This window comes from Chryseolinea soli, assembly GCF_003589925.1.
Taxonomy (GTDB): domain Bacteria; phylum Bacteroidota; class Bacteroidia; order Cytophagales; family Cyclobacteriaceae; genus Chryseolinea; species Chryseolinea soli.
In genome coordinates this window covers 2,432,072-2,456,674 of the sequence record NZ_CP032382.1, presented here as the reverse complement: position 1 = coordinate 2,456,674, position 24,603 = coordinate 2,432,072, and the positions used below count along the sequence as shown (strand labels likewise).

Annotated in this window: 16 protein-coding genes; 10 read left to right on the top strand and 6 right to left on the bottom strand. The window is 49.1% G+C overall.

Features of this window, described 5'->3' with window-relative positions:
* Window positions 1-11: 11 nt before the first annotated feature.
* Entirely contained in the window at window positions 12-3,122 is a 3,111-nt protein-coding gene (locus D4L85_RS10605) for a SusC/RagA family TonB-linked outer membrane protein (RefSeq protein WP_228450845.1), read from the bottom strand.
* A 362-nt stretch (window positions 3,123-3,484) separates the two neighbouring features.
* Entirely contained in the window at window positions 3,485-4,063 is a 579-nt protein-coding gene (locus D4L85_RS10600) for an RNA polymerase sigma-70 factor (RefSeq protein WP_119754295.1), read from the bottom strand.
* Between the two features lie 564 nt (window positions 4,064-4,627).
* Between D4L85_RS10600 and D4L85_RS10595 the strand changes: the two genes are divergently transcribed.
* From D4L85_RS10595 to D4L85_RS10560, 8 genes are all read left to right on the top strand, one after another.
* Complete coding sequence (locus D4L85_RS10595) at window positions 4,628-5,599, top strand: FecR family protein (RefSeq protein ID WP_119754294.1); 972 nt, start codon at window positions 4,628-4,630, stop codon at window positions 5,597-5,599.
* 209 nt (window positions 5,600-5,808) lie between these two features.
* The gene (locus D4L85_RS10590; RefSeq protein ID WP_119754293.1) at window positions 5,809-9,150 is read left to right on the top strand and encodes a SusC/RagA family TonB-linked outer membrane protein; all 3,342 of its coding nucleotides are present in this window, start codon (window positions 5,809-5,811) and stop codon (window positions 9,148-9,150) included.
* A gap of 5 nt (window positions 9,151-9,155) precedes the next feature.
* Window positions 9,156-10,745 carry a SusD/RagB family nutrient-binding outer membrane lipoprotein gene (locus D4L85_RS10585; RefSeq protein WP_119754292.1) on the top strand — a complete coding sequence of 530 codons (1,590 nt, stop codon included), beginning with the start codon at window positions 9,156-9,158 and terminating at the stop codon, window positions 10,743-10,745.
* A 111-nt stretch (window positions 10,746-10,856) separates the two neighbouring features.
* Window positions 10,857-13,163, top strand: coding sequence for a GH92 family glycosyl hydrolase (locus tag D4L85_RS10580; protein WP_119758733.1), 2,307 nt, complete (start codon window positions 10,857-10,859; stop codon window positions 13,161-13,163).
* Between the two features lie 416 nt (window positions 13,164-13,579).
* Window positions 13,580-14,953, top strand: coding sequence for a glycosyl hydrolase family 18 protein (locus D4L85_RS10575; RefSeq protein WP_119754291.1), 1,374 nt, complete (start codon window positions 13,580-13,582; stop codon window positions 14,951-14,953).
* Window positions 14,954-15,168: 215 nt separating this feature from the next.
* Complete coding sequence (locus tag D4L85_RS10570; RefSeq protein ID WP_160143654.1) at window positions 15,169-16,251, top strand: hypothetical protein; 1,083 nt, start codon at window positions 15,169-15,171, stop codon at window positions 16,249-16,251.
* A gap of 66 nt (window positions 16,252-16,317) precedes the next feature.
* On the top strand, window positions 16,318-19,365 hold the full coding sequence (locus D4L85_RS10565) for a sensor histidine kinase (protein ID WP_160143653.1): 3,048 nt from the start codon (window positions 16,318-16,320) through the stop codon (window positions 19,363-19,365).
* A complete protein-coding gene (locus D4L85_RS10560; RefSeq protein WP_119754288.1) occupies window positions 19,362-20,102 on the top strand; it encodes a LytR/AlgR family response regulator transcription factor in 741 nt (246 codons plus the stop codon). The genes D4L85_RS10565 and D4L85_RS10560 overlap by 4 nt, the downstream gene beginning before the upstream one ends.
* A 65-nt stretch (window positions 20,103-20,167) precedes the next feature.
* Here D4L85_RS10560 and D4L85_RS10555 read toward each other — a convergent pair whose 3' ends face one another.
* The 4 genes from D4L85_RS10555 to D4L85_RS10540 form a co-directional block, all read right to left on the bottom strand.
* Window positions 20,168-20,686 carry a hypothetical protein gene (locus D4L85_RS10555; protein ID WP_119754287.1) on the bottom strand — a complete coding sequence of 173 codons (519 nt, stop codon included), beginning with the start codon at window positions 20,684-20,686 and terminating at the stop codon, window positions 20,168-20,170.
* A 67-nt stretch (window positions 20,687-20,753) separates the two neighbouring features.
* Window positions 20,754-21,038, bottom strand: a complete 285-nt coding sequence (locus D4L85_RS10550; protein ID WP_119754286.1) for a hypothetical protein — start codon at window positions 21,036-21,038, stop codon at window positions 20,754-20,756.
* A gap of 456 nt (window positions 21,039-21,494) precedes the next feature.
* Window positions 21,495-22,337 (bottom strand): IS3 family transposase, encoded by an 843-nt coding sequence (locus D4L85_RS10545; protein WP_119754285.1) that lies wholly within the window; start codon window positions 22,335-22,337, stop codon window positions 21,495-21,497.
* Between the two features lie 8 nt (window positions 22,338-22,345).
* Window positions 22,346-22,735: a hypothetical protein gene (locus tag D4L85_RS10540; RefSeq protein ID WP_119754284.1), complete on the bottom strand. Its 390-nt coding sequence runs from the start codon at window positions 22,733-22,735 to the stop codon at window positions 22,346-22,348.
* Between the two features lie 271 nt (window positions 22,736-23,006).
* Between D4L85_RS10540 and D4L85_RS10535 the strand changes: the two genes are divergently transcribed.
* Window positions 23,007-23,597, top strand: coding sequence for a hypothetical protein (locus tag D4L85_RS10535; RefSeq protein ID WP_228450844.1), 591 nt, complete (start codon window positions 23,007-23,009; stop codon window positions 23,595-23,597).
* Window positions 23,598-23,629: 32 nt separating this feature from the next.
* Window positions 23,630-24,214 carry a Crp/Fnr family transcriptional regulator gene (locus D4L85_RS10530; protein ID WP_119754282.1) on the top strand — a complete coding sequence of 195 codons (585 nt, stop codon included), beginning with the start codon at window positions 23,630-23,632 and terminating at the stop codon, window positions 24,212-24,214.
* The last annotated feature ends 389 nt before the right edge of the window (window positions 24,215-24,603 follow it).

Genomic DNA, 24,603 nt, shown 5'->3' with positions numbered 1-24,603 from the left:
ATGATCGTGGATTACTTAAACTTCACATTCAGGTTGAAGCCGTATGAGCGGGTAGAGGGCAAGCTGGTGCCTTCGATTCCGTAGTACTTCACGTTCGAGGCGAAGCTCGCTTCCGGGTCGATATTTTTCGCTTTACGCATCAGGATGGCAAGGTTTCTTCCTACCAATGAAATCTGTACCGAACGAATCAACGGAACATTTGCGAAGGCCGAAGCGGGGAATGTGTAGCCCAAGGTCATCTGGCGCAGCTTGATGAAATCTCCACTCACCACGCTGGTGGACGTGATCTGTTGTGCTACCGCACGATAGTAGTCTTGAGGCGCAGCGGTAGTAGTATTGGTTGTACCGTCCGCCAAAACGCCGGTGGTGATACCTTCCTGTCTTCCTTCCAGCGTCTTCTTGTTCAAACCTCTCAGGATCGAGTAGTACTCCGTTGCCGACAATACCTTGTTGCCAAAGTTGTAGTCAACCAGGAATGAGAAGTTGATGTTCTTGTAGCTGAAGTCGTTGGTGAGACCCCCAAATACTTTGGGAAGTACCTGTCCCATCTGGACCAGATCGCCACGAACCGGCAGACCGGAAGCGTCAACAATGATCTGACCGCTCGCACTGCGCTTGTAGTCATAGGCCAAGATCTGCGGTCCTGATGAACCTTTCACGTAGGCGGTAATGGCATTGCCAAGAGTTCCGCGATTGGATCCCAGGCTTTGGTTTTTACCATCCGTATCGGTTTCCAGAATTCTGTTCTTCACCGTGGTGATGTTGAAGGTAACATTCCAGTTGAAGTTGGATGTCCGCACGGGGCTGCCGGTCAGCAAAACCTCGAGACCCGTGTTTTGTGTAGAACCTGTACCCACATAGCCTGTGGTGAATCCGGTGGCAGCGCTTAATGTGGAGGGCATGATCTCGTTCTTGGATTTTCTGTTGTACCAGGCGAGGTCAAGTCCCAAGCGGTTCTCGAAGAATTTCAACTCAACACCTAATTCCACTTCGGTCAGTGTAAAGGGCTTCAGCAAGCCGTTGGGTTGATCGGTGCTAAAGGTTCCCATGGGAGTTCCATTGATGGGGCTTTGCAACGAATAGTACAATTGAGTCTTGTAGGGGTCTGCTGGATCGCCGCTGGTTTGTGCCCATGACGCGCGGAACTTACCAAGGCTCATGCTGGGAAGGTCTGTGAGCTCGGAGAAAATAAAGCTTGTCGAAACGGAAGGTGTAAATACCGTATTGTTACTGGATGGCAGCGTTGAATACGCATCGTAACGACCGGTGGTGCTCAACGTCAGGAGGTGCTTATAAGCCAAGTCGATGGAATAGTACCCGGAGTTGACACGTTTCTTGGTGAACTTATAGTTGTCAGCCGGGTTCGTGTTAACCGTAGCGACGTTGCTGAGCGTGTACAGATAGGGCATGATGAACGTGCTCCCCGCGACGCGCTGATACTCCCACTGGTTGGTCCGTGTGTTTGCGCCGACCAATGCATCCAGACTGAAATCCTGGGACAATTCTTTTGATACGCCGATCAAACCGTCGACGTTGGCTTCCGTGGTCAGGGCTGTAGATTGTTCTTGCAGGTTCCCGCGGAAGTTCCCCCAGGGAAGGGGCGCCGTCACGTATGCCGTTCCCCACGGCTCTACTTTAAATACACCGTCATTCATCATGTCGTAGCCGATGCGGCCTTGTGCATACAACCACTTCGTGATATCATAGCGTGCCGAAACGGCAGAGATCAAGCGTTTCCGGGAGAGGTTGTTGACGTACTGGTTCACCACAAACCAAGGGTTGGTAACGTACTCGTCGTCGCCGTAGCGTGTCTCAAAACCCGTGGTCTTGTTATAGCCCGGGTTAAGGATGTTTTCGTCGATGTTGGTCGCCAGGAACAATCCGTTGTTGGGGTTCATGGGACCGTCACTCAATTGAGGACGATTCTTAGACCGCTCGTCGATGTAGTTGGCCATCACATTCACCTTCAACTTCGAGGTGATGTTCTGTTCGATGTTCAAGTTGATCGTCTTGCGACCGATCCCGCTGTTGCGCACGATGGAGTTGTTGTCCAGGTTAGACAACGACAAACGGAAAGACCCGTTCTCGCCGCCCTTTGAAACCGAAACGGTGTTGGTGATGGAAGAACCCGTTCTGTAGAAGTTTTTGATGTTGTTCTTTTGCGCGGAGTAAGCATACGAGTTGCCGTCGTACTGGATCACCTGCGTGCCGTCGAGCTTCGCTCCCCAGCTCATGCGCGAAGTTTGTTGTGCTTCCAGGGCCGTTGTGGGTTTGGCACCGTTGAGGCCTTGTCCGTAATCATACTGAAAGTCGGTATAGTTTGCCGCCTTGTCAGCCATGTAGTTCATGTTGTATTCTACGGCGAAGTCACCTTTTTTGCCCTTTTTGGTGGTGATCAGGATCACACCGTTCGTGGCACGCGAACCGTAAAGCGCAGAGGCCGATTGTCCTTTCAATACCGTCATGCTTTCGATATCGTCAGGGTTCAGGTTACCAATACCGTCACCGTTGTCCGATCCACCCCACTCGCCGGCACTGCCGCGTTGTGTGTTGTCCATCGGCACACCGTTGATAACGAAGAGTGGCGCACCACCGCTGGTCATGCTGGGCATACCGCGCAACAGGATGCGGGCGGTACCGCCGGGACCACCGCTGGTACCCTTCACGTTCAAACCGGCAACACGGCCGGCCAACGACAATGCCACGTTGTTCTCACGCGCCTTGTTCATCTGCTCGCCGTCTACTTTCGACACCGAGTATCCCAAAGTCCGGGTCTCTTTCGAAATGCCGAGGGCGGTGACAACGACTTCGCCAAGCTCTTTAATATCTTCCGCGAGCGACACGTTCACCGTCGTTTGGTTCCCTACTGCAACTTCCTGAGTTTCAAAGCCAATAAAGGAAAACACGAGCGTTCCGCCGCCAACGTCGGAACCGCTAAGGGTGTAGTCTCCTTCTGCATTGGTGGTTGTACCTACCGTCGTACCTTTAACCACTACGGACACCCCTGGAACGGGCGCGCCATCGGAAGCGGAGGTCACTTTTCCTGTCACTGTTTGTGCGGAGACATATCCGCAAAGCAGCATTGCCAGAGGCAATAAAAGGATTCGTATTTTTTTCATCATAGGCTGATTTTTAAAAAAAGTTAAGTGATTAGTTTAGACTGCCTTAGGCCGACCCTCGTCGCTGAGTGCCAACCCTCGTTACGCACTAGATCGTTTCTCAAAAGCCAAACACACATAGTCCGGTGAATTTCTTTTTTCAGAAGATCTTGAGACACGGCACACGGAGGCAAATCCGGCTATAACAGAGAAAAAAGAGGTGTGCGGAATGGCGGGCACATACGTATCCCTATCGCCAACGTTCAAAAGCGGCCTGACCAGAAAGTGATGGCACCTCTATATAAGAAGACGCACCATTATCATAAGAGGAAATTTGCGCAACCAGGCGACTTCAATGCTTTGATTGACCGGCTGAAATGCTTTTGCTAAATAAGAAGCAGGGAAAAGAATAATGCGAACAGGGTATTCAGATGCGTTCGCAGATGACGCAAGGCCTGGGTGATATAGTTTTCAACGGTACGCGTCGAGATATTCATCTGTTCGGCAATCTGGGAAATGGAGGCATGCTCCATCCGGCTCATCCGGAAAGCGGTTTGACACTTGTCGGGCAATTCGGAAATCCGCTCATGCAGCACTTGATGAAGATCCTTTACGTCCATCAGCTCCTCCAGCGAATTGTCGCTGTACTTTTGCATGAACAAGCTGAACTCGGCGGCATATTTCTTCCGGACATGCTCAGAACGCATGAAGCTAAAAATCTTGTTCTTCGCTATTTTAAATAAGTAAGGATCCAGGAATGTATTGGCATCCATCGTATGTCGATTGTTCCAAAGCGCAACAAACACCTCCTGCAGGATCTCCTCGGCAGTCTCCTTGATTCCTACTTTCCTTAAGATGAAAAGGTATAGGCGATTGGCCAGTAGATCATAGATCAGCTCGAACGATTTTTCGTTTCCTTCCTTTAGTGAAGTGACCAGATCACGATGACTGCCCGTTGTTTCCATAATGTATCGGTAACTAAAATAACAGAAAGTTTACGTATTCGAATTAAAGAAGGTGAATTTTGATTGATGTGTTCCCGGTCATGTCTTTCGTTCCTCTTTTTTAAGACGGCGCAACGTCCTTCATTTTGCTCGTAACTAATTGAAATAGAGCATAATAAAAAATATTTTAAAATTGACTATGTGTTTATTCCATGGCACACGATTATGTCTAATTAATCCCTGTGCTTCATCAATGTTAAGTTAAATCACAACATTTTTTTTCGTGGAGCATCTTTTTTTGTACACATTTTGATAACCCCGTTAACGCAAACGAATGCTGCTGATGGATTCCATGGTGCGACATCGGCACAAACCCGGGACGAAAGCGAGGGCTCTTGGCCTGGAAGGTATCACGCGCCATTATGGCAACGTTTGAGAATGTGTTAACTTTGCGCCCAGCCGATTTGCATGGCGATGGAAGTTCTTCCAAAGCGAAATGTGAAAAAGATATTGAGTTTGACTGTGTGTATCCCTCTGGTTGGGGCGATATAGCAATGAGGTCTGGTTATTAAATGTCTGTATGTTATGAACGAGTTTGGCTTTGATCGCTTGATCGAGTTGTACAAAAAAGATCAACTCACCAATGAGGAAAAGAAATTGGTGGACGATTGGTTCAACAGCGTCGATACCGGAATGAACTCCCCGCTTACGGATACAGACAAGAGTCGATTAAAAGATAAGCTCCTCCACAAAATAAAACCTTCCGCAGATACCCCTCCCGTTGACCAAGAGAATTCAACGCTTGCCCCGGCCGGAAATTGGAAATGGTTAAAAATAGCAGCCTCCCTACTCATCGTTTCATCCGTCGGATTTTTGGCTTGGCGTCTTGGATCAAATTCAAACGACCTGAGAACGTATACCAGCGACGGAACGACTACCAAGGTGAGCCTGCCCGATGGTAGCTTGGTTTGGCTGAAGGGTAAAAGTTCGTTGGAATCGCCGTCTGCCTTTGCCGGAAACACGCGAAACGTGACGCTCCATGGCGAAGCCTTATTTGAAGTCGCCAAAGACCCCCGCCACCCGTTTATCATCCAGTCTGGCCACGTGACGACCACCGTGCTGGGAACGAGCTTTAATCTGAAGTCCTCTCCCACGCGCGTTGAGCTCACCGTGTTGACGGGAAAAGTGTCCTTCACCTCCGTCAACGATCCCCAGGGAAAAGTGGTTTTGCCCAATGAGAAGGCGATCTACGATGAAGCGACGTCAAGCATCTCGAAGGAAACCCTGGCCGTCGAAGAAAAGAAAGCCACGATCGACGGAACGGAGTATGAAATGATCTTCGATGACGTTTCCCTGGAAACGGCAGTACACCGCATCGAGGAAAAGTTCGATGTCACCGTTTCGTTCAGCAATGAAGGCTTGCGGGCATGCAAGATCCGGGCAAATTTTTCAGATCAATCGCTCGAGAATACATTGGATATGATCGGCCAGGCCCTGGGCGTTCGCTATACCATCAGCGGCAACACCGTTCAACTGACCGGTGAAGGATGCCGATGAAACATTCGTTTGCAACACGCCCATGTTGTCGATTTTCATGGTGTGTGAGGCACACAGTAATCTCCCGTAATTGACCCTTGTCGTTCGCTATTTTTTGTTTATCGCAATCGTTTTAAGTTTCGCCACAAAGGGCGTAATTTAGGCTCCAAACTATGAATGCGTATCCGGCCTGAAGCACGGCGCGCGAGAAGAACCTGAACGGGAGCCGTATGAATGCAATAATCAAGGCATGTGTTCTGCATACCATACTGCTATTTTGCTGCATGACGTTCCTGGCCCAACGTGCCAAAGCGCAAAGTGTCCTTGAAAGACAAGTTTCCTTCAACCTGCAACACATCACTTTAAAAAAAGCGTTGGAGACGCTGGAGGTCGCAACCCGGGTAAGGTTTGTCTACAGCGTAAATCAAATAGACGTCACCAGGGTTGTATCGACCGAAACCGATGGGAAAACGCTCGCTGAAATCCTCGATCAACTCCTGCTTCCCTTAAACATTGAATACAAAATACAGGATGACAACGAATACATTGTCCTGTCAAAATCAGCTGGTCAACCTGGGGATGCACCCTCGCTCGAAAATGGAATCCCGCTCATCGCGATCTCTGGACACGTTACCGATGCCAAAGGTGTCGGTTTAGCCGGTGTTAATATCATCGTTAGAAACACCACGACCGGAACATCAACCGACTTTCAGGGCAATTTCAATCTTCAAAGTGTGCCGGCAAATTCTATACTGGTCGTCTCGTTCATCGGCTACTCGACCTATGAGGCGGAGGTTGACAGTCAAACGTCTATGGTGATCGTTTTGGAGGAAGAACTCACCTCGCTTGCCGAAGTAGTGATCACCGCCATGGGCATACCCCGTCCGGAGAAATCGCTGACCTATGGCACACAACAAATCAATGCAGAAGAGTTGACGCACTCCAAGACCGACAACATGATGAATGCGTTGAACGGCAAAGTGCCCGGCGTGACAATTTTTCCCAGCGCATCGGGCATCGGAGGGTCCGCAAAAGTCATCCTGAGAGGAAACCGGTCATTTTCTCAATCCAATCAGCCACTGTATGTGCTGGATGGGTTGCCGATGTTAAACAGTTCAAACTCAAACGGCCAGCCCAATTCGCCGTTCGGAGGCCAAGTCGACGGAGGCGATGGCATTTCAAACCTCAATCCAGACGATGTAGAATCCATTACCGTACTGAAGGGCGCATCGGCTGCGGCGCTCTATGGAAGTCAGGCCGCCAATGGAGCCATTATCATCACCACGAAAAAAGCAAAAGAAGGGATCACCGAGTTGAATTTCAATTCCAATATTTTCGTAAGCGATGTTGGCTACCGGCCTCAATTCCAAACGGGCTATGGCCGGACCGGGAGCAACTCCCGGGACAGTTGGGGTGAACCCATTGCATCGGCGTCGGGCGACAAACTGAACACGTTTTTTCACAAGGGCGTCAACGTGATCAATTCGATCAACCTCTCGAGTGGTTCTGAAAAAAACAGGACCTATCTTTCGTTTGCCAACACCAATGGCCAAGGACCTGTGCCCCATAATACGCTGGCGAGAAACAATTTCAGCCTGCAACAAACTCAAAAGTTGTTCGACCGGAGATTAGTGGTCGATGGTGGCCTCCACTACATCACCCAGAAAGTCGACAACACGCCTTCCCTGGGATTGTACTTTAACCCGTTAACCGGCCTGTATTTATTCCCCAGCGAGATGAATATTTCGCCTTACAAGGAGCAATATGAATTTGCAGACCGTGTTGGTTATGAACGGCAGAACTGGTTTACCAATGAGGACATCCAACAAAATCCGTGGTGGATCATCAACCGGAACCCAAACTATTCTCACCGGCGGAGGCTTCTCCTTTCGGGTCGCGTGGCATTCAATGTGAATCGATGGATCAATATTCAACTGCGTGGCAACCTGGACCAGATCATGGACCGCTATCAGCAAAATCTTTTTTCGGGGACGCAAGCGACGTTGGCCCGTCCCAACGGACAATTCAGTGACAACACACAGACGCAACAACAAAAGTATGCCGACGCCTTGCTGGCATTTAAAATTCCCATGCCAACATCCTTCGGGATCAACGGCACGGTGGGCACGAGCATCACCGACAGTCGCCTCGACGGAACAGCCATTGGTCCCGGCCTGGGGCTGGTCATGCCCGATGTGTTTAAAGCCCAAAATATTGTCGCCAGCAGTATGGTTAATCCGGTATCCAACTATCCCGATAACCATACGCAATTGCAATCCATTTTTGGAACGGTCAACGCTGCTTTCTTTGATTGGCTTCACCTCAACTTAACCGGGCGCAACGATTGGTCTTCCAACCTATCCTTTACGCCCAACCTCTCCTATTTTTATCCCTCGATGGGCCTTTCCATTTTGCTCAAGGAGGCCCTAGATCTTCCCGCCCGCATTTCCTATTTTAAGGTGAGAGGCAATTATGCCGAGGTGGGAAATACGGTTCCCCAATACGTGACCAATCCGGTAAACTCTTTTGATAACACCGGATCGGTAACCCTGAGCACAGCGGCGCCCTTTGAGACCTTGAAGCCGGAGCGCACCAAGACCTATGAACTGGGAACGGACCTCCGCCTGTTTGAGAACCGGCTTGCGCTGACGTTCAATTATTATCGGTCAAACACCTTCAACCAATTTATTAAAGTGGTGCCCTCCGTTGCCACGGCCTATAGCGCCGGCTATGTGAATGGTGGAAACGTGCAGAATTCAGGCGTCGAGCTTTCGATGGAGTACATGCTGCGAATGGGATTGGGCTTCAGTTGGAATACCTCCATAAACGTCGCGCACAATGTCAACAAGATTATCGACGTCGATTCAAAAAATGGAATCGACAAATATTTACTGACGACGAACGACAACACCAGCTATCAATCGGTCCTGGCCAAGGGAGGTTCGTATGGTGATATTTATGGCATCACCGTCATCCGCGACGCCGCGCAGCGCATGGTCCTGAACGACGATGGAACACCGCGCATCAATAATAGTTTTAGCTATTTGGGCAACCCCAATCCTCACTGGCTAACCGGCTGGAACAATTCCATTGCCTATAGAAACTTTACGCTGAATTTTTTAATCGACGCCAAAATCGGCGGCCAGGTTTTTTCGATGACACAAGCCATCATGGATCAATATGGCATATCGAAAGCGACGGGTGATGCACGCGACAGGGGTTATGTGTCGGTGAATGGCGTAAATGAAAAAGGCGAGGCCATTTCCAAAGTGGATCCTCAGAAATGGTATACCAGCATCGGCGGCCGGCAAGGCGTTTCCGAACTTTACATCTACAGTGCGACGGTGGCACGCCTCCGCGAAGTTTCGCTGGCCTACTCCATTCCCGTCCGGAAATACGGCATATCGAAATTGCGTTTGTCCCTGACCGGGCGTAATTTGCTTTACCTGTATCGGGAAGCCCCCTACGATCCCGAGCTGCTGATGTCCACCGGGAATGGTTTATCCGGCATTGACATCTTCAGCCAGCCTGCCATTCGAAATATTGGCTTTGCCTTGAATGTTACGATTTAAACGCTATGACTTGGTCTGAACCTGTAAAACGAGCTATCCGGATGGCGACTTCGCTGATCGTGTTTTGCATGGTCTGTCTGGTCTTGCTTCGTTGCACAGGTAAATTTGAAGAATATAACACCGACCCCACCGGGATCTCGGACGACGAGGTAGATCCCATCACCGTCTTTAAACCCCTGCAACGGAAAATTTTCGAAAAGTATCAGACCGCGCAAAACCTGAGCACGGATGCTTACTCGGGTTACATGATGTGTCCCACGCCATTTATGGCCGACTATAACCTGAACTATTTTCTGGTAGATAGTTGGAATCGCGACGGGTTTGACGCGATGTACATCAGCATCATGTCGCCCATCCTCAAACTGGCCAAGCTTGGAACGCGTGAAAGATCTCCAGACCTCTGGGCCATCGCTCTAATTATCAAAGTGGAAGCCATGCACAGAGTGACGGATAAGTTTGGCCCCATTCCCTATAGTAAAGTTGGGACATCGACCACCTACACGCCTTATGACACGGAGCTCAGCGTGTATGGACAATTCTTCCAGGAGTTGGACACTGCCGTGGCCAACCTGAAAACATTTGTAACACAACATCCGGGTGAAGCCCCCTTTCGAAGCGTCGATTTGATCTTTGGTGGCGACTACACGAAATGGATAAAATTTGCAAACTCACTGCGCTTGCGGCTTGCCATGCACATTGTGAAAGCCGATCCCCAATTGGCCAAAATGCAGGGAGAGAAAGCGCTTAACGACACGGGTGGACTCATGGCCCACCCTGACGATGATGCGGCCATTAACTCCACCAACGGAACGAGTGATCTCTTCATGATCACACACGATTGGGATGACAATAGAATTAACGCGTGCATTTTGTCGTATCTCATTGGCTTTCATGATCCGAGGTTGCCCGTCTATGCCAGCCCGGCCACCGATCCCTCATTTTCAGGAGAGTACGTTGGCATTCGCATTGGATCGGCCATATCTTCAAAGGACACTTATAAGACCTACGCCAGTCTGAACACGGAGAAAACATTTCTCGTCTTCACGCCGCAACCGGTCATGTGTGCAGCCGAGAGCTGGTTTTTAAAGGCGGAAGCTTCTTTGCGGGAATGGCAAGGCGCCGGCGATGCCAAGACCAACTATGAAACCGGCGTGCAAGTGTCCATGAGACAATGGGGCGTGGAAATCGGAAATTATCTCCAGGACGATGTCAGCATGCAAGCTGCCTACGTCGATCCGAAAAATTCCAGCAATAATAGTCCGGCCGTTTCCACGGTGACCATTAAATGGGATGACAATCTTTCAAAAGAAGAAAAGCTGGATAAGATCATGACGCAAAAATGGCTGGCGACGTTCCCCGAAGGACAGGAAGCATGGACGGGATTCCGGCGCACGGGCTATCCGAAGTTGTTCACGGTTGTCGTGAATAAAAGCGGTGGTAAAATTGATACCGACGTGCAAATCCGGCGGCTGAGCTATCCGCAAAACGAATACAGTACGAACCGGCAAGGCATTGAAGGCGCGCTGCAACATCTTCGCGGACCGGATGATGGAGGAACCCGCCTTTGGTGGGATATTGAGGGTGGAAATTTTTAAAGAGCCCGCATAAATCCGTCTGTGTGTTTACGCCTCGAAAAGCGATTCCATTTACAACAGGCCCTCAATCGGAACCTAATCAAAACAATCCTCAAACGGACAAACTCTCGCATGCGTACACCATATGCCCATAGGGCAACCAAGACACGCTCCCATGGCGCGTTAACGCTTCTGATCCTTTCTTGCTTCTTGTTCACACAATGTCATCCCGAAAAAGAAAAGACGCCGGGCGCTGAGGACACCGTGGCTTACACGCAATTCGTTGACCCCTATATTGGAAGTGGTGGCCATGGGCATGTTTTTGTTGGCGCAAATGTTCCGTTTGGTGCTGTTCAACTCGGCCCTGTGAACTTTGCGCGCGGTTGGGATTGGTGTTCGGGATATCATTACTCCGACTCCATCGTGGTCGGCTTCTCACATACCCATCTGAGCGGAACGGGCATTGGCGATCTGGGCGATATCCTGGTGATTCCGGCCATGGGTGAGGTGAAGTATACGAAAGGGACGCCCGAGGCTCCCGAGAGTGGCTATGCATCAAAGTATACGCACGCGAACGAGAAGGTAAAGCCAGGCTATTACTCGGTCAAGCTAAGTCGTTATAACATCAACGTGGAATTGACCGCTTCGGAACGCGTTGGGTTTCATCGCTACACCTTTCCTGGAAAGAACGGACATATCGTGATTGATCTGGGGGAAGGCATCGGGTGGGACTCGCCCGTCGAAACGCACGTTGAACAGGTTAATGATTCCACTCTCGCGGGCTACCGGTATTCGAAAGGATGGGCCCCTGATCAGCGCGTCTTTTTTACAGCCATCTTTTCAACACCCATAAGCCAACTCGTCCTGGCCAAAGGCGACACGGTGGTGAACGGAAAAACCTTGACCGGCAAAAGAACAAAGGCGGTTATTAAACTGGACACTGAAAAGCCTGTCCTTGTAAAAATTGGGATCTCTCCCGTAAGTGCGCAGAATGCAGCCTTGAATATCCGCCAGGAAATTCCACATTGGAACTTCGACGCCGTCGTAGAAAACGCCGATCGCTTGTGGAACCACGCGTTAGGAGCCATTCAAGTGCACACCAAGACCAAATCGCAACAACGGATCTTCTACACGGCATTGTACCATACGATGATCGCCCCTTCCATTTTTAACGACGTCAATGGCGACTACCGGGGAAGCGACAAGCAGGTTCACCATGACACGAGCTTCACAAACCTCACCACCTTTTCGCTCTGGGACACTTACCGGGCCACACATCAATTGCACACGATCATCAATCCCGATCGCGTTGGAGACATGATCAACTCCATGTTGAAAATTCAGGAGCAACAGGGAAAACTTCCCATTTGGCATCTCTGGGGAAATGAAACCAACACCATGCCCGGCAACAGCAGCTTTCCGGTGATCGCCGATGCTGTATTGAAAGGCATTGCCAACGTAGACGAAAAAAAAGCATTGGAGGCTATGATGGCTTCCACGCAAGTGAACGAGCGAGGTTTGCCCTTCGTGAACCAACTTGGCTACATTCCAGCCGATAGCATCGTAGAAAGCGTTGCCCTTGGATTGGAATATTCCATCAACGACTGGTGTGCCGCACAGGTTGCCCGGAAACTGGGCGATGAAAAACAATATCAATACTTCATCAAACGCGCCGGCAACTACAAACAATACTTTGACCCCAAGACCCGCTTCATGCGCGGAAAGATGGCCAACGGTGCGTGGCGCACGCCCTTCAGCCCGGTGTCGGCAAAACATATGAAGGATGACTTTTGCGAAGGGAACGCCTGGCAATACACCTGGCTGGTACCACAGGATGTTGAAGGGCTCATGCAACTGTTGGGTGGCGAAAAAGCCTTCGTAGAAAAACTCGATTCCCTGTTCGTGGTGAACGAGAGCATGGGCGAAGAAGCGTCGGCCGACATCACCGGGTTGATCGGGCAATATGCCATTGGAAATGAGCCCAGCCATCACATCGCATACCTCTACGGCTACACCGGCTCTCCATGGAAAACTGCGAAAACCGTGCGCAACGTCTTAGATCAATTTTATCACGATGCACCCGACGGCATTCCAGGAAATGAAGACGTTGGCCAAATGTCGGCATGGTATATTTTTTCTTCATTGGGTTTTTATCCTGTGAATCCGGCCAATGGCATGTATGTTTTCGGAAGCCCGGCGGTGGATCGTGCCCGGATAAGAGTTTCTGACAACACCTATTTCGACATCGAGGTCGAGAACAACGCGGCTGAAAATATTTACATTCAACGCATGGTGCTCAATGGAAGTCCCTATACTAAAACATATCTGACACATTCAGATATTGTCAAAGGTGGTCGCCTGGAGATCCAAATGGGGCCTTCGCCAAGCAAAGAATGGGGCACAAACAAAGATGATCATGCCCGATCGACGCAACCATAGGGCCGTGATCTAGCGTCCCGTTGCGGAATTAAAAATAATCTCAACATCCCAGAGAATAGCAGGCCCCTCTCGTCTTGCGTAAAGCGTTGATATTTAGCGCTCCTAAGAAAAGTAAAATAAAAATCCATTCCTGAATGTGTGTTGTGAGCAGTTGATGCGATTGTATAAAATAGCAGGGCCATGTTTGAATAGTTGAAAGTGATTTTTGGAAATGGTCCCTGGCCTGTCTGTCGAGTTGAAAGTGATTTTTGGGAAAAGGTCCCCGGCTTGTTTGTCTAGTTAAAAGTGATTTTCGGGAAAAGTCCCCGGCCTGTTTGTCTGTTGAAAGCGATTTTGTGAAGGTCCCCGGCCTGTCTATTCCTGACGCAATTGTGGTCAACATACGATACTTATATTCACCTAAACCAAGCACCCTTATGAAAAAACGTTTTTGTTCACTCGTGGCATTTGCCCTGGTATGCACGTTCATGAATTCCTGTACGATGGAGGTAGCACCTGATGGGAACCCCGCTGGAAAATCGCTCACCTCCGACGCGGATATTTCGATACAACCGCTGTCTCTGCCGGCCGTCGGGCAATCGAAAGTTGCCTACTACGCTTTTGATGCCACACCCTCTGGTCAAGGCATTCTTCCCCTGACAACCTTTACCGATAATGCCAACGTGGTGATCGTCTTTGAAGGAACGTTGTGGGAGTTAGCGGATACCGTTCACTACAATTCGGGTTGGATGAACAACGCCTACTACCACAGCAAACGGCAAGTGTTGGCCGACATACAAACCTTGCGCGCACGCGGTGTTAAAGTACTCATGAACGTCGACGACGCGGCTTCGTGGAGCACGGCCACTCCTTTTACAACCTACAATGGAACAGCGTACAATGCCACGCAGTTTGCCTCCTTCGTTAATTCTTGTGTTACCACGGTAGGCCTCGACGGGATCTCCCTGGATGTGGAACACGGAGCAACGGCGAATACAAACTACCGGAATTTAATCGCTGCGCTGGGCGCCTACTTTGGTCCGCTCTCGTCGAGTCCCAACGACAAAATGTATACAGCTGCTGTCTACTCTGGTGGTGCACCGGGGCCTAATTTCAGGGAGGTTTCCATCAGTCAGTATCTTAACTTTGTCATGGACATGGCCTACAGCACGGATAACTTCAGCTACTGGTCTGCTACGCTGGGCAACTCAAAAGTAATGGAAGGCTATTCGCATCAGCTCAGCAATCTCAACACCGCGATTGCCAATGCACAGTGGCATCCCAATCCCGAGAAGGCCGGCATTATGGTCTTCGCGGCCAATGTGAGCAAGTCCTATACGGATGCCATCTTTGCAGCACTAACCAGTGGAGGAGGCACGCCTCCTGCCGGATCTGACATTACCAATTATGGCGGAACACTCACCGCACAATACCAAACCGGTTCACCCTCGGGAGAGGATTATACCAAGGTGATCGACAATAGTACGGCAACAAAATATTACACTGCCCATGCAGCGGCGTGGCTTCGATTCCAGCCCACCACCTCAAACGTTGTGGTGAAATACACGATCACTTCCGGGAATGATGTTCCGGCACGCGATCCAAAGAACTGGACACTCCAGGGCTCCAATAATGGAACGTCGTGGACGACGCTTGATACGCAAACCAACCAGACCTTTGCCTCCCGTTTGTTGACGAAGACTTACACGTTCTCCAATTCTACCGCTTATACCTACTACAGGCTTAACATCACCGCGGTGAGCAGCGGAAGTGTTATGCAAATGTCGGAGTGGGAATTGTTTAGAAATTAGAAAAGATTACCAGTTGTTTGAAAATGCCAGATAGTTTGGGCAATGAAGCCGGGTGGTCACACCTGGCTTCTTTTTTTTCAACTCCTGTCCCGCTTCACCGCGACGCTACCTTACCAACCATTCCCCAACTCCTTCCTACCGTTCATTAAACCGTTTTGGCCCAGCGCTGCAAACGGATCAGCTTTAGTTGCTCAATGCGCAAAAACTTCAGCGTTATGAAAAAATACCTAAGCCTCCTGATCATCGGTGCAACGGTTATCTGCATGCACTGCAGCACGTCGAACGACCCCACCGCAAACAATCCGAATAACCCAAACAACCCCAACAATCCAAATAATCCGAACAATCCCAACAACCCCAGCGGATCGGAGATTACGGTTACCTCCGTTTCACCGAGTGTCATCTATGCGAATGATGTCATTACGATAACCGGTACCGGGTTCAATGCCGATCCCGCGAAAGATACGTTTGAGATGGGAACGATATTTAGCGGCTTCGCGCCTTATGGAACCGAATTCGGTGCCGACGGCAAGTTTAAAATTATCAGTGCCTCCGAAACGCAACTTGTCGTGCAGGCTTCCGACGCACAATACATCGACTTCCAGCTCGGAAACGAACAGAAACGACCCTGGCCTTTCCGGATAAAAGCAAATGGCAAGAAACTCGTGTCAGGCTTCACGAAGGTGAGACGTATGCCTTTCTGCATTTTTGAACGCGATCACAACACCAATGTGGGCACGGGCTGCTCCTTCTTCCTGTGTCCGGGCGACACCATGTTTTCGGATGGGGCAAGAGGTCTCTACGGCGCGAGCGAACTGTATATCAACGGTGTGCTTATTAGCGGTGCAAAATTCCCCGACAGCACGAAAATGAGAGCGCGCATTCCTAAAACACTTTTTGGCAATACGCACGACGACTGTATCACCGACCAGTTTGACTTTAAGATCATCAATGGCGACGGCAGATCCGTCACCCGGAAAGTATACATGTCGATGTCGCCTCCCATGTTCATCGACGGGGCCAGCTTTGATCAGTCAACCTACAGCAGGTCCGGCGGTGGCGTTGCAAAGCTGACCATTACAGGGTATTCACTCTATAACTCGTGTGAAGTGAGGATAAGCGGCCTGGACTACCAAGCGATTTCGGCTTTGGGTGCCGGTGACGGTTTCCCGAACCACGCCTCCGTAGAATTTGGCGTGGGGGCATTGCCTCACAACGGCAGCTACTCGGTATCCATCCGAAGGAACTCCACCGCGGATTGGGGATTCCCGATCGCGAGTTTTACGGCGACAAACTAACAGGAGTCGCGGCAATTTTTTAATTTATGTACAGATTCTATACTATCCCATGGGAATCGGCAGGGCTTGAAATCGATACGCGCAATCTTTTTTCTTGTCTATGGTTTGGCGGTTCAAGCCCCTGCCCAATCCCTCGTTTGCCAACTCCTGGATGCGTCGCATGGATTGCCTTCGTCTGAATGCGTCGCCCTGGAGCAAGACTACCTGGGTCATCTCTGGGTGGGGACAACGGTGGGCATCAGCCGATACAACGGCTACACCTTTGAAAACTTTTCCCACACCAAAGCCAACGAACCGTTTGGAAAGGTAAATGTCATTGCCGAGGATGATGACCATTTGCTGTGGATCGGTTCCGACAACGGATTGTTCATCAAAACCGGCGACGATTCATTTTATAAAACAGCGGGGAGCGACGCTGCATCTGAAGGCATAAACGACATTCTTTTCTTGGCCGGCGGAGAAGTGCTCCTGGGTTCGGAAATTGGCCCGCTCCAGGTTTCACGAGAAAAAATTCTTGCCGCGGCCGGAAGTAAAATTCTCCCGCTGCCGTCGTTTCAACTTCCCGCATGGCAAAGCCAACGTTTTGCCGGCGACCGGATCTACCACCTGGCCTTGAGCGCCGATAGCGCCATCTATCTTTCCGGGCCCTATAATATTTATCGCTACGTCGACCGGTCCTTCACGTGCGTTTACAAAAACGATGGAACCGGAAGTGTGATCATGAGCCTTTGTGGGATCAATGCAGACCGGTACTATTTCTACAATGCCATCGGATTATTCCGCGGCACGCGCACCGGAGCCGATCGCCTGCTCTTGGATGAGCACTATCATCCGGATGCGACATCAAAAGGAAAATCGGTATGGTTACCCGCTCCCGCTGGCGCCCTTGAACTCTATCCGGATTCCGATATCGTGAAAACAAAACTTGATCTCCTTCCCTACGGAATTCTCTGGGCCAGCGATTTCCTGGTCGATGATCAGGGTGACTACTGGGTGGCCGCCCATGATGGATTGGTGAAGATCAAACGCTCGCCTTTTGAAAAGATCCCGTTTCAACGTCCCTCCCGCTACGAAGAAATCTATTCCTTGTGCGAAACAGCCGACGGACAATTGCTCATGGGCAGCAACCGGGGGTTGATCCTGACCCGGAAGGATAACCACATGGCACCGCTGTATAGCGTCGTGAACCGGGCTGAAGTATTTGGCATTCATGAAGCATACCCTGGCGACCTTTGGTTTGCCACCGGCTATGAGGGTCTCGTCCATCGCGTGAACAACAGGAACAAAGTTTTCACCGAAGCCGATGGTCTGAGGAACAATTCAAATCGCGCCTTCTATGAGGCATCCGACGGAAGATTGTTTGTTTTTGGCGACCTGGGCGCTACGCAGATCTCGTATTCGCCGACATCTCAAAAAGTTGCCTTCAAGAATTTCTATATCGATGCGGTGAACTCGCAATATGCAACCTTGTTCAGCGCCATCGAATCGCCGGATAAAACGATGTGGTTCGCCGGGCAGGAAGGAATTTTTAAATTGGTGAACGATTCCCTGCTGGCCTACACGTTCGATAAAAAAATTATTTCCGTTGCCGACATGAAAAAAGACGAACAGGGCCAGGTTTGGTTGGCCGTGGATGGTGAGGGTATTTGGCGGTGTGGGTTTGATGAACAGGGCGATCTAAAAGTCCAGGAGAAATTTGACCGGTCGCGGGGAGTTGCCACGGAAGTCTTCAATAATCTTCTGATCGATCGCGAGGGCAATGTATGGATCGGCCACTATCAGGGTGTCACCGTTATCCGGAAAAACAAAGTCGTTCTTAATTTTGATCAAAATGATGGGTGGCCGTTTAAAAACTACAATAATCTTTTTCTCCACCAGGATCGCAACGGCATGTTTTGGGCGGGTTGCTCAAAGGGCATCCTGCACTTTAGCGCAGACAAGATGCTGATGGACGCCAACAAGCCCCGGATCTATCTTTCGGCAGCGAGGCCGTCGCGAGATCATTCGGATGAGCCGATCACCATCGCCAGCACACAGCCGATTGAATTGCCCTACGAACAACGGGAGCTCTCCTTTAATTATTACGCGATCGCCTTTCCGGACCAGGAGAGCGTGCAGTATGCATACAAATTTGGCGATGGCGCGTGGACAGCCGTTGGGACAACACGGAGTCTGACCTTCAATGATCTTTCTCCCGGGAAATACAAGTTCTCTATAAAGGCGTTTACGAACAAAGGCGCTTCGAGCGACGAGGTGTCGATGCAGATTACAGTGAAGAGCCCGTTTTGGCTTACACCCGGTTTTATTCTCCCGGTGTTAGGTGTCCTGGCCGTCGCGTCATGGCTGTGGGTGAAGCGAAGAGAGAAGATGATCTATGCCAGCGAACAACAGAAGCGGGCACGCGAGATTGAAATGATCTCGCTGCAGCACGACCTGGCACACTCCCGGCTGACGGCCTTGCGCAGCCAGATGAATCCACATTTTATTTTTAACGCCCTGAACTCCATTCAGCAGTTTGTGCTGCAAGGAAATGTGGAAGAGGCCGGTCGCTACCTGGGCATGTTCTCAACGCTTCATCGCGAGATCTTGAACACCAGCGACGAGAATTTCATCTCGCTGCAACGCGAAATCGATATGCTCGACAGTTACATGCAGTTGGAGCAACTTCGCTTTGATGACAGCTTTCGTTATTCCATTCAAATGGACGGCGATATCGACACCGAAGACATCCGGATCCCGCCCATGTTAATCCAACCCTTTGTTGAAAATGCGATCTGGCACGGCCTGATGCCAAAGGAAGGCAGCAAACGCGTCGAGATCTTGTTCAACCTTCAGTCTCCAGGGGACGTTTTGGTGTGCGCCATCAAGGACAATGGCATCGGCCGGGATGCCTCCGCGCAATTGAAGCTCGTGAACGGAAGTCTGAAAGGTCACAAACCCAAAGGATTGAAACTCATTTCGGACCGGATCGCCATGCTCCGGCAGCGCTATCAGCTACCCTTCACGGTGGACGTGGGCGACCTGAGGGACGATGAAAACAAAGTCGCCGGCACGGTGGTCATCGTGAAGCTTTCCCTGGAAACAAATGACACCACGCTTAACCCCATCTCATGATCAAGGCGTTCATACTCGACGACGAGGCCTCTGCCATCACAACGCTCACGTTGATGCTGAAGCGCTATGTGCCGGAAATTACACACGTGCAAAGCGCCACGAGTCCGGCGCAGGCCCTTCAAAGTATCCGGAGCTTTATGCCGCATCTTGTCTTCCTCGACATTCAAATGCCGGTGATCAACGGATTTGAATGGCTGAAAAAATTTCAAACACCAACATTCGATATCATCTTCACCACCGCCCACGACAACTACGCCATCCAGGCGATTCGCTTCAGCGCGCTGGACTACCTACTCAAGCCGATCAATGCGAATGAATTGCGCGCGGCCATGAACCGGTTCCTGATGAAGCGGAGTGCCGGGGAAGAGCAAGATCTCTTGTATCGCAACCTGCTGCATAATGTCCATGCCGAACAAAGAAATTTCAAGCTCGCGGTATCCACCACGGATGGCTGTTTCTTTTTTAATACGGAGGAAATCATCCGGCTGGAAGCAGAGGGAAGCTACACCCTCATCCGGTTCACTAACCGAAAGCCGCTGCTCGTCTCCAAGATCCTGAAAGACTATGAAGAGTTGTTGAGCGACCACGGATTCGTCAGGCTACACAAATCACACCTGGTGAATGTCCTCTATGTAACCGCGGTCAGCGCACAAGGCCATGCCGTGCTGAGCGACGGATCGATGGTGGAGATCTCACGGAGACGGAAGGGGGATGTGATGAATATTTTAAAGCGATAGTGAAGACGAATCCTGGCGTGCAGAAATTATCACAAATTTATCCGCTATAAAGAGATGGAACAATTTTATTGTGCGTGATTTTTTATTCTCTGATTCAATGAAGAAACAATTTCCGTTGCTTGTCTTTTGTTCAGGGTCTGTCCGAAGTATTCAGGCCGGTCCCAATAGTCGAACGAAATGCTTCCTCCGGCAAATCCATACTTTTTACGCCACCAAGATACATTGTCCGTTGTTGCCACTTCAAAATTGTCTATTAAGTTAAGTTCATATTTCCTCGTTGCTGTCAGCAATGTTCCATGTTTTTCGATCTTCAGATGAACGCCGTCCAGCGTTATTTTTTCCTTACCTCTCACATGCCAAAGAAAAACATTAAAAACAAAAAAGCACAATAGTGTAAAAAATGCCAATCCCCATACAACTTCGGGATATTGAAAAACAAAGCCGTCACGTATTTGAAGATATAGCATGTATACCCACATCGCAGACCATGTTCCTGTCAAGACGATGATGAGTCCATCGCCTTTTCTTGGAATTATCAATGTTAATTTCCTGTCGTTTTGAATGATTTCGAATTCTCTTTCCATAAAAAATTAGTATTGGCTGAATGTCATTGAATTTGCACGTAATGCATTCTGAATAAGCTGACAAGCATCACTTCGTTGCCGGGGCATTAAATATTTCCTCAAATTTCATTTTGATAGACGCGTGGGCACTGGGGGAGATTTTATCCCGGGTATCGTCGACGGTATAGCTAAACGCTGCCGGCGTCAGTTGACGGACACTTATGAAGACGTATACAAGTTTCTTCATCTTCGTGGCAGCTTCCGCGCGAAGTATGAGGGTGACTGCATCGGAGAATTGCTCAACTTTAGCATTCACGATTTTCTCCTGCGCAGGATTCTGTTTGACAGTCGAATCGAATTTTACGTGGGACACTTTTAAAGAAGATTAGTGGATATCCTTAATAAGTGCACAATTTAGGTACTATTTTGGAAAGCGTGCAGATAAATCGCCTCTTCAAAAAACTTCTATCGCTCACAGGAGAACCCGATCACTATTTCTTCCATGGACCAGGGTGGTCACTTCCCAGCGATGGAGGTTCCCGATTTGCCCGTGGGCGATCTCAGAAAAGCTTTCAATCAACGCGGCGCTTGTCTGAGGTAAAGGAATTCATACAATCAATATCTCACTTCGGATTTAATAACCCCAGGCTTTAGCCTGGGGCTAAGCAACCGGCAGTAACGGCGCCACGCTCACATCTCATAGTTGTCTCGTCCTAAAATAAGTTTACAGATTTAACATCATTACTATTGTCGTGTTTTGATGTTGGAATGTGGATAACTCCACAAGAATACCTTTCAAAGTAATGTACTTTTGAGAGTTATCCATATTTCAACATCTTGAATGGATAATTTCAGGAGTCTGGTAGCCACAGCTCATATGAGGGCGTTCTTCATTATATAGCCTAACTACCAAATCCATTGTCATCTTGGCCTGATTCAAATTGTGAACGGAGTATTCGTTAAGGTACTCTTCTTTTAATATACCATTCACACGCTCAGCCAAAGCATTTTCATAGGGGTCTCCATTCTCTGTCATACTAATTTGAATCAGGCTATCCCGAAGCAACTGCGTGTATTGGCGACAGCAGTATTGCAGACCCCTGTCAGAGTGATGGATTAGGCTGATGGGCTTCGTCTGGATTGTACGTAGAGCCATTTTTAATGCTTGGACAGTTCCAGTAGCTTCCAGTGTCTTGGCTACATGATAGCCAATAATTTTTCGCGAATAGGCATCCGTAATCAAACTGATATAAACGTATCCACTATTAATTTTCCAATAAGTTATATCACTTACCCAAAGTTGGTTTACGCGATCTGGAATGCATTGCTTAATTAAATTAGGGTATTTATGGAAGTGGTGCTGGGAGTTTGTCGTAAATACCTTTCTCTTTTTCCGGACAACCAATAAGTTGTTGATTTCTAGCAACTTAAAAAATGCATCACGGCCCATTTTGATTTGGTGCTCGTGCAAAAAAGACTGTATCATTCGATAAATTTTTCTTCCTCCCATGCGAGGATGTCGGTCCCTAATTTTATATACCTGGCTCAATACAACTTTGAGCGTAGTCTGCTGAGAGTTTTGATGTTTGAAATGTTGATAATAAGCCTGAGAAGTTATACCAAGTAATCGACATAGCCGGATCAGGGCGATGTGTTTGTAACGCAACTTCATTTGATGGATTACTTGGTATCGGACTTTTTTTGGATGTCAATTTTGAGATCCTTCTCCGCTATCTGAATCATCCGTCTGTAAGCTTCTTCTTTTAGTCGGCTATCCTCCAGCTGCTTTTCCAGTTCTTTAATCCTGGCTGTTAGCGCCTGATCTGAGTCTTTTTTGCCCTTCTTCTTACTACCCATAGGTCGCAAATTTAAGGGTTTCCTTGGAACACGTTTTTTCTCGAGACCAAGCTGACGCATCCACCTCAATAACCGACCCTGATTTCTACTGCCCTTATCTATGAACTGACGCCAAAATTCATCTTTGCATCCACCTCTTGAATGATACAATTCGATTAGCCGCTTCTTTTCTTCGTCGCTTAAACGGGTCCACTTTCTCTTTTTAGTTCTCATTGCAGGTTTACTGGTTTAGTGTAAACCTATTTCAGGACAAGACAAGTAGCACGAACGTTCATGGCGCACCCTCACTATCTCTGGCCCCGAAGTGCCATTAGGTCACGTCGCTCAAAGGGATACGCTACACCTAGATAGAGAGGCTCGCGGCATCGGAGCCCGGGGCAGCGTGTGCGATCGGTGCCATGAAACGTGAAGATCGATCCGGCTTTCCTATGGCACCTCTACTTGATCACACGACAACCCCAGGCTAAAGCCTGGGGTTAGGTGAATGCCCCCTCCCTTCCCACTCAAGTTTTACTTTTTTAACTTAAGTGAAAATCTCTTATTCCATTTCTGCAAAGCTTTGTCAAAAAAAATTGAAATGGGATTATCAAATTTAGGCATCTTTCATACCGCAGTCGGTATTGTTGCCATTGGAGCAGCTTTAGTGTCATATGTGAAGTACCGGAAAATTGATCTCGCGACGAACAGCGGACGGATTTATTTTTATGGGACGATGGTCACTTCCTTAACCGCGTTGGGCTTGAGCAGGAATGGGGGGATCAACCCCGGTCATGCCTTCTCATTGTTCATTTTTTTACTTGCCGTTGTAGGCTATTTCCTGCATGCGAAACGACAAGGGAATGCAAGGGCAAGGTACTTCGAGACCTTTTTGCTGTCCTTCAGCTTTTTTCTTTCGTTAGTACCAACCGTAAATGAAACTTTTACACGAGTGCCCGTGGGAAACCCGTTAGCAAAAGGACCAACCGATCCGGTAATCGGTGTAACTTTGCTTTTTCTGTTCATCTTGTTTCTTGCCGGTATCAGTTACCAAATGGTACGACAAAGAAAAATGAACAGGAGCGCGCAAAGCGATTGACATATGTATTACGAAATTTTGACAGCATCACTATGGACACCAAAGACACCTTGGTCCTGCATCTGAAGCAATTCGCATCCATGCCCGACGATGAAATTGGTAAGGGTCTTCCCTTCTGGAGGTCGCGGAAAATAAAAAAAGGTGACTTCTTCAATATGCAAAGCATGGTTTGCAGCGACCTGGGGCTTGTGGTGAAGGGTATATTTCGCATCTATTACCACGATGACGAGAAGCAGGAAGATAAAAATCTATTCTTTTTCTCGGAAAGCCAATTTGTGGTGTCTTTCAGGAGCTTTATCACACGCAATCCCTGCTGGTACTTTATAGAAGCGATGGAGGATTCCGAGATCATATCCATATCCTATAAGGATCTCAATGACCTGTATGAATCAAGTTCAGCGTGGAGCAAATTTGGCAGGCTACTGGCAGAGCTATTCTTCTCTTATGCGCAAACGCGCACGGAGGAGTTTGTTTTCTTTTCGCATGAGCAGCGTTATGTGAGGCTGCTGGAAGAGCATCCCAACATTATCCAGCGAATCCCTGCCTACCATATCTCCTCATACTTGGGCATTACCAATCCGTCGCTCAGCCGCATAAGAAAACGCATTGGAAAATGAAGGATGAACCTGCCTTATTGTGATGGGACGCATAACGCGCTGCGCAAACCATCACTTTACCTCCAGCAAAAAGGCCGGATCGATCCGGCCTTTTTTAAATGGAAATCTCGGTGTTGATACGGATTGCTCCACTTCGATGCCGCTCTCAGTCGGTTTGTCAGCGCGATGATAGACTCTTGCCCCGGTTTTCGAGCCGACTGGTCATCTCATCTCCCATTTTGCAAACCGTGGACTTGGGGTTTGATCTGCAATCTACCCAGTATTTTATGAGCCTTTTGACCCACATGCCCTTCGCACTATATTGCACCATTCACCACCATATTTTCTACACATTCGATTGTAGTAGTCGCAGTCGAGCTTGGACTGCGGAGATTCCACAGGACCAATCG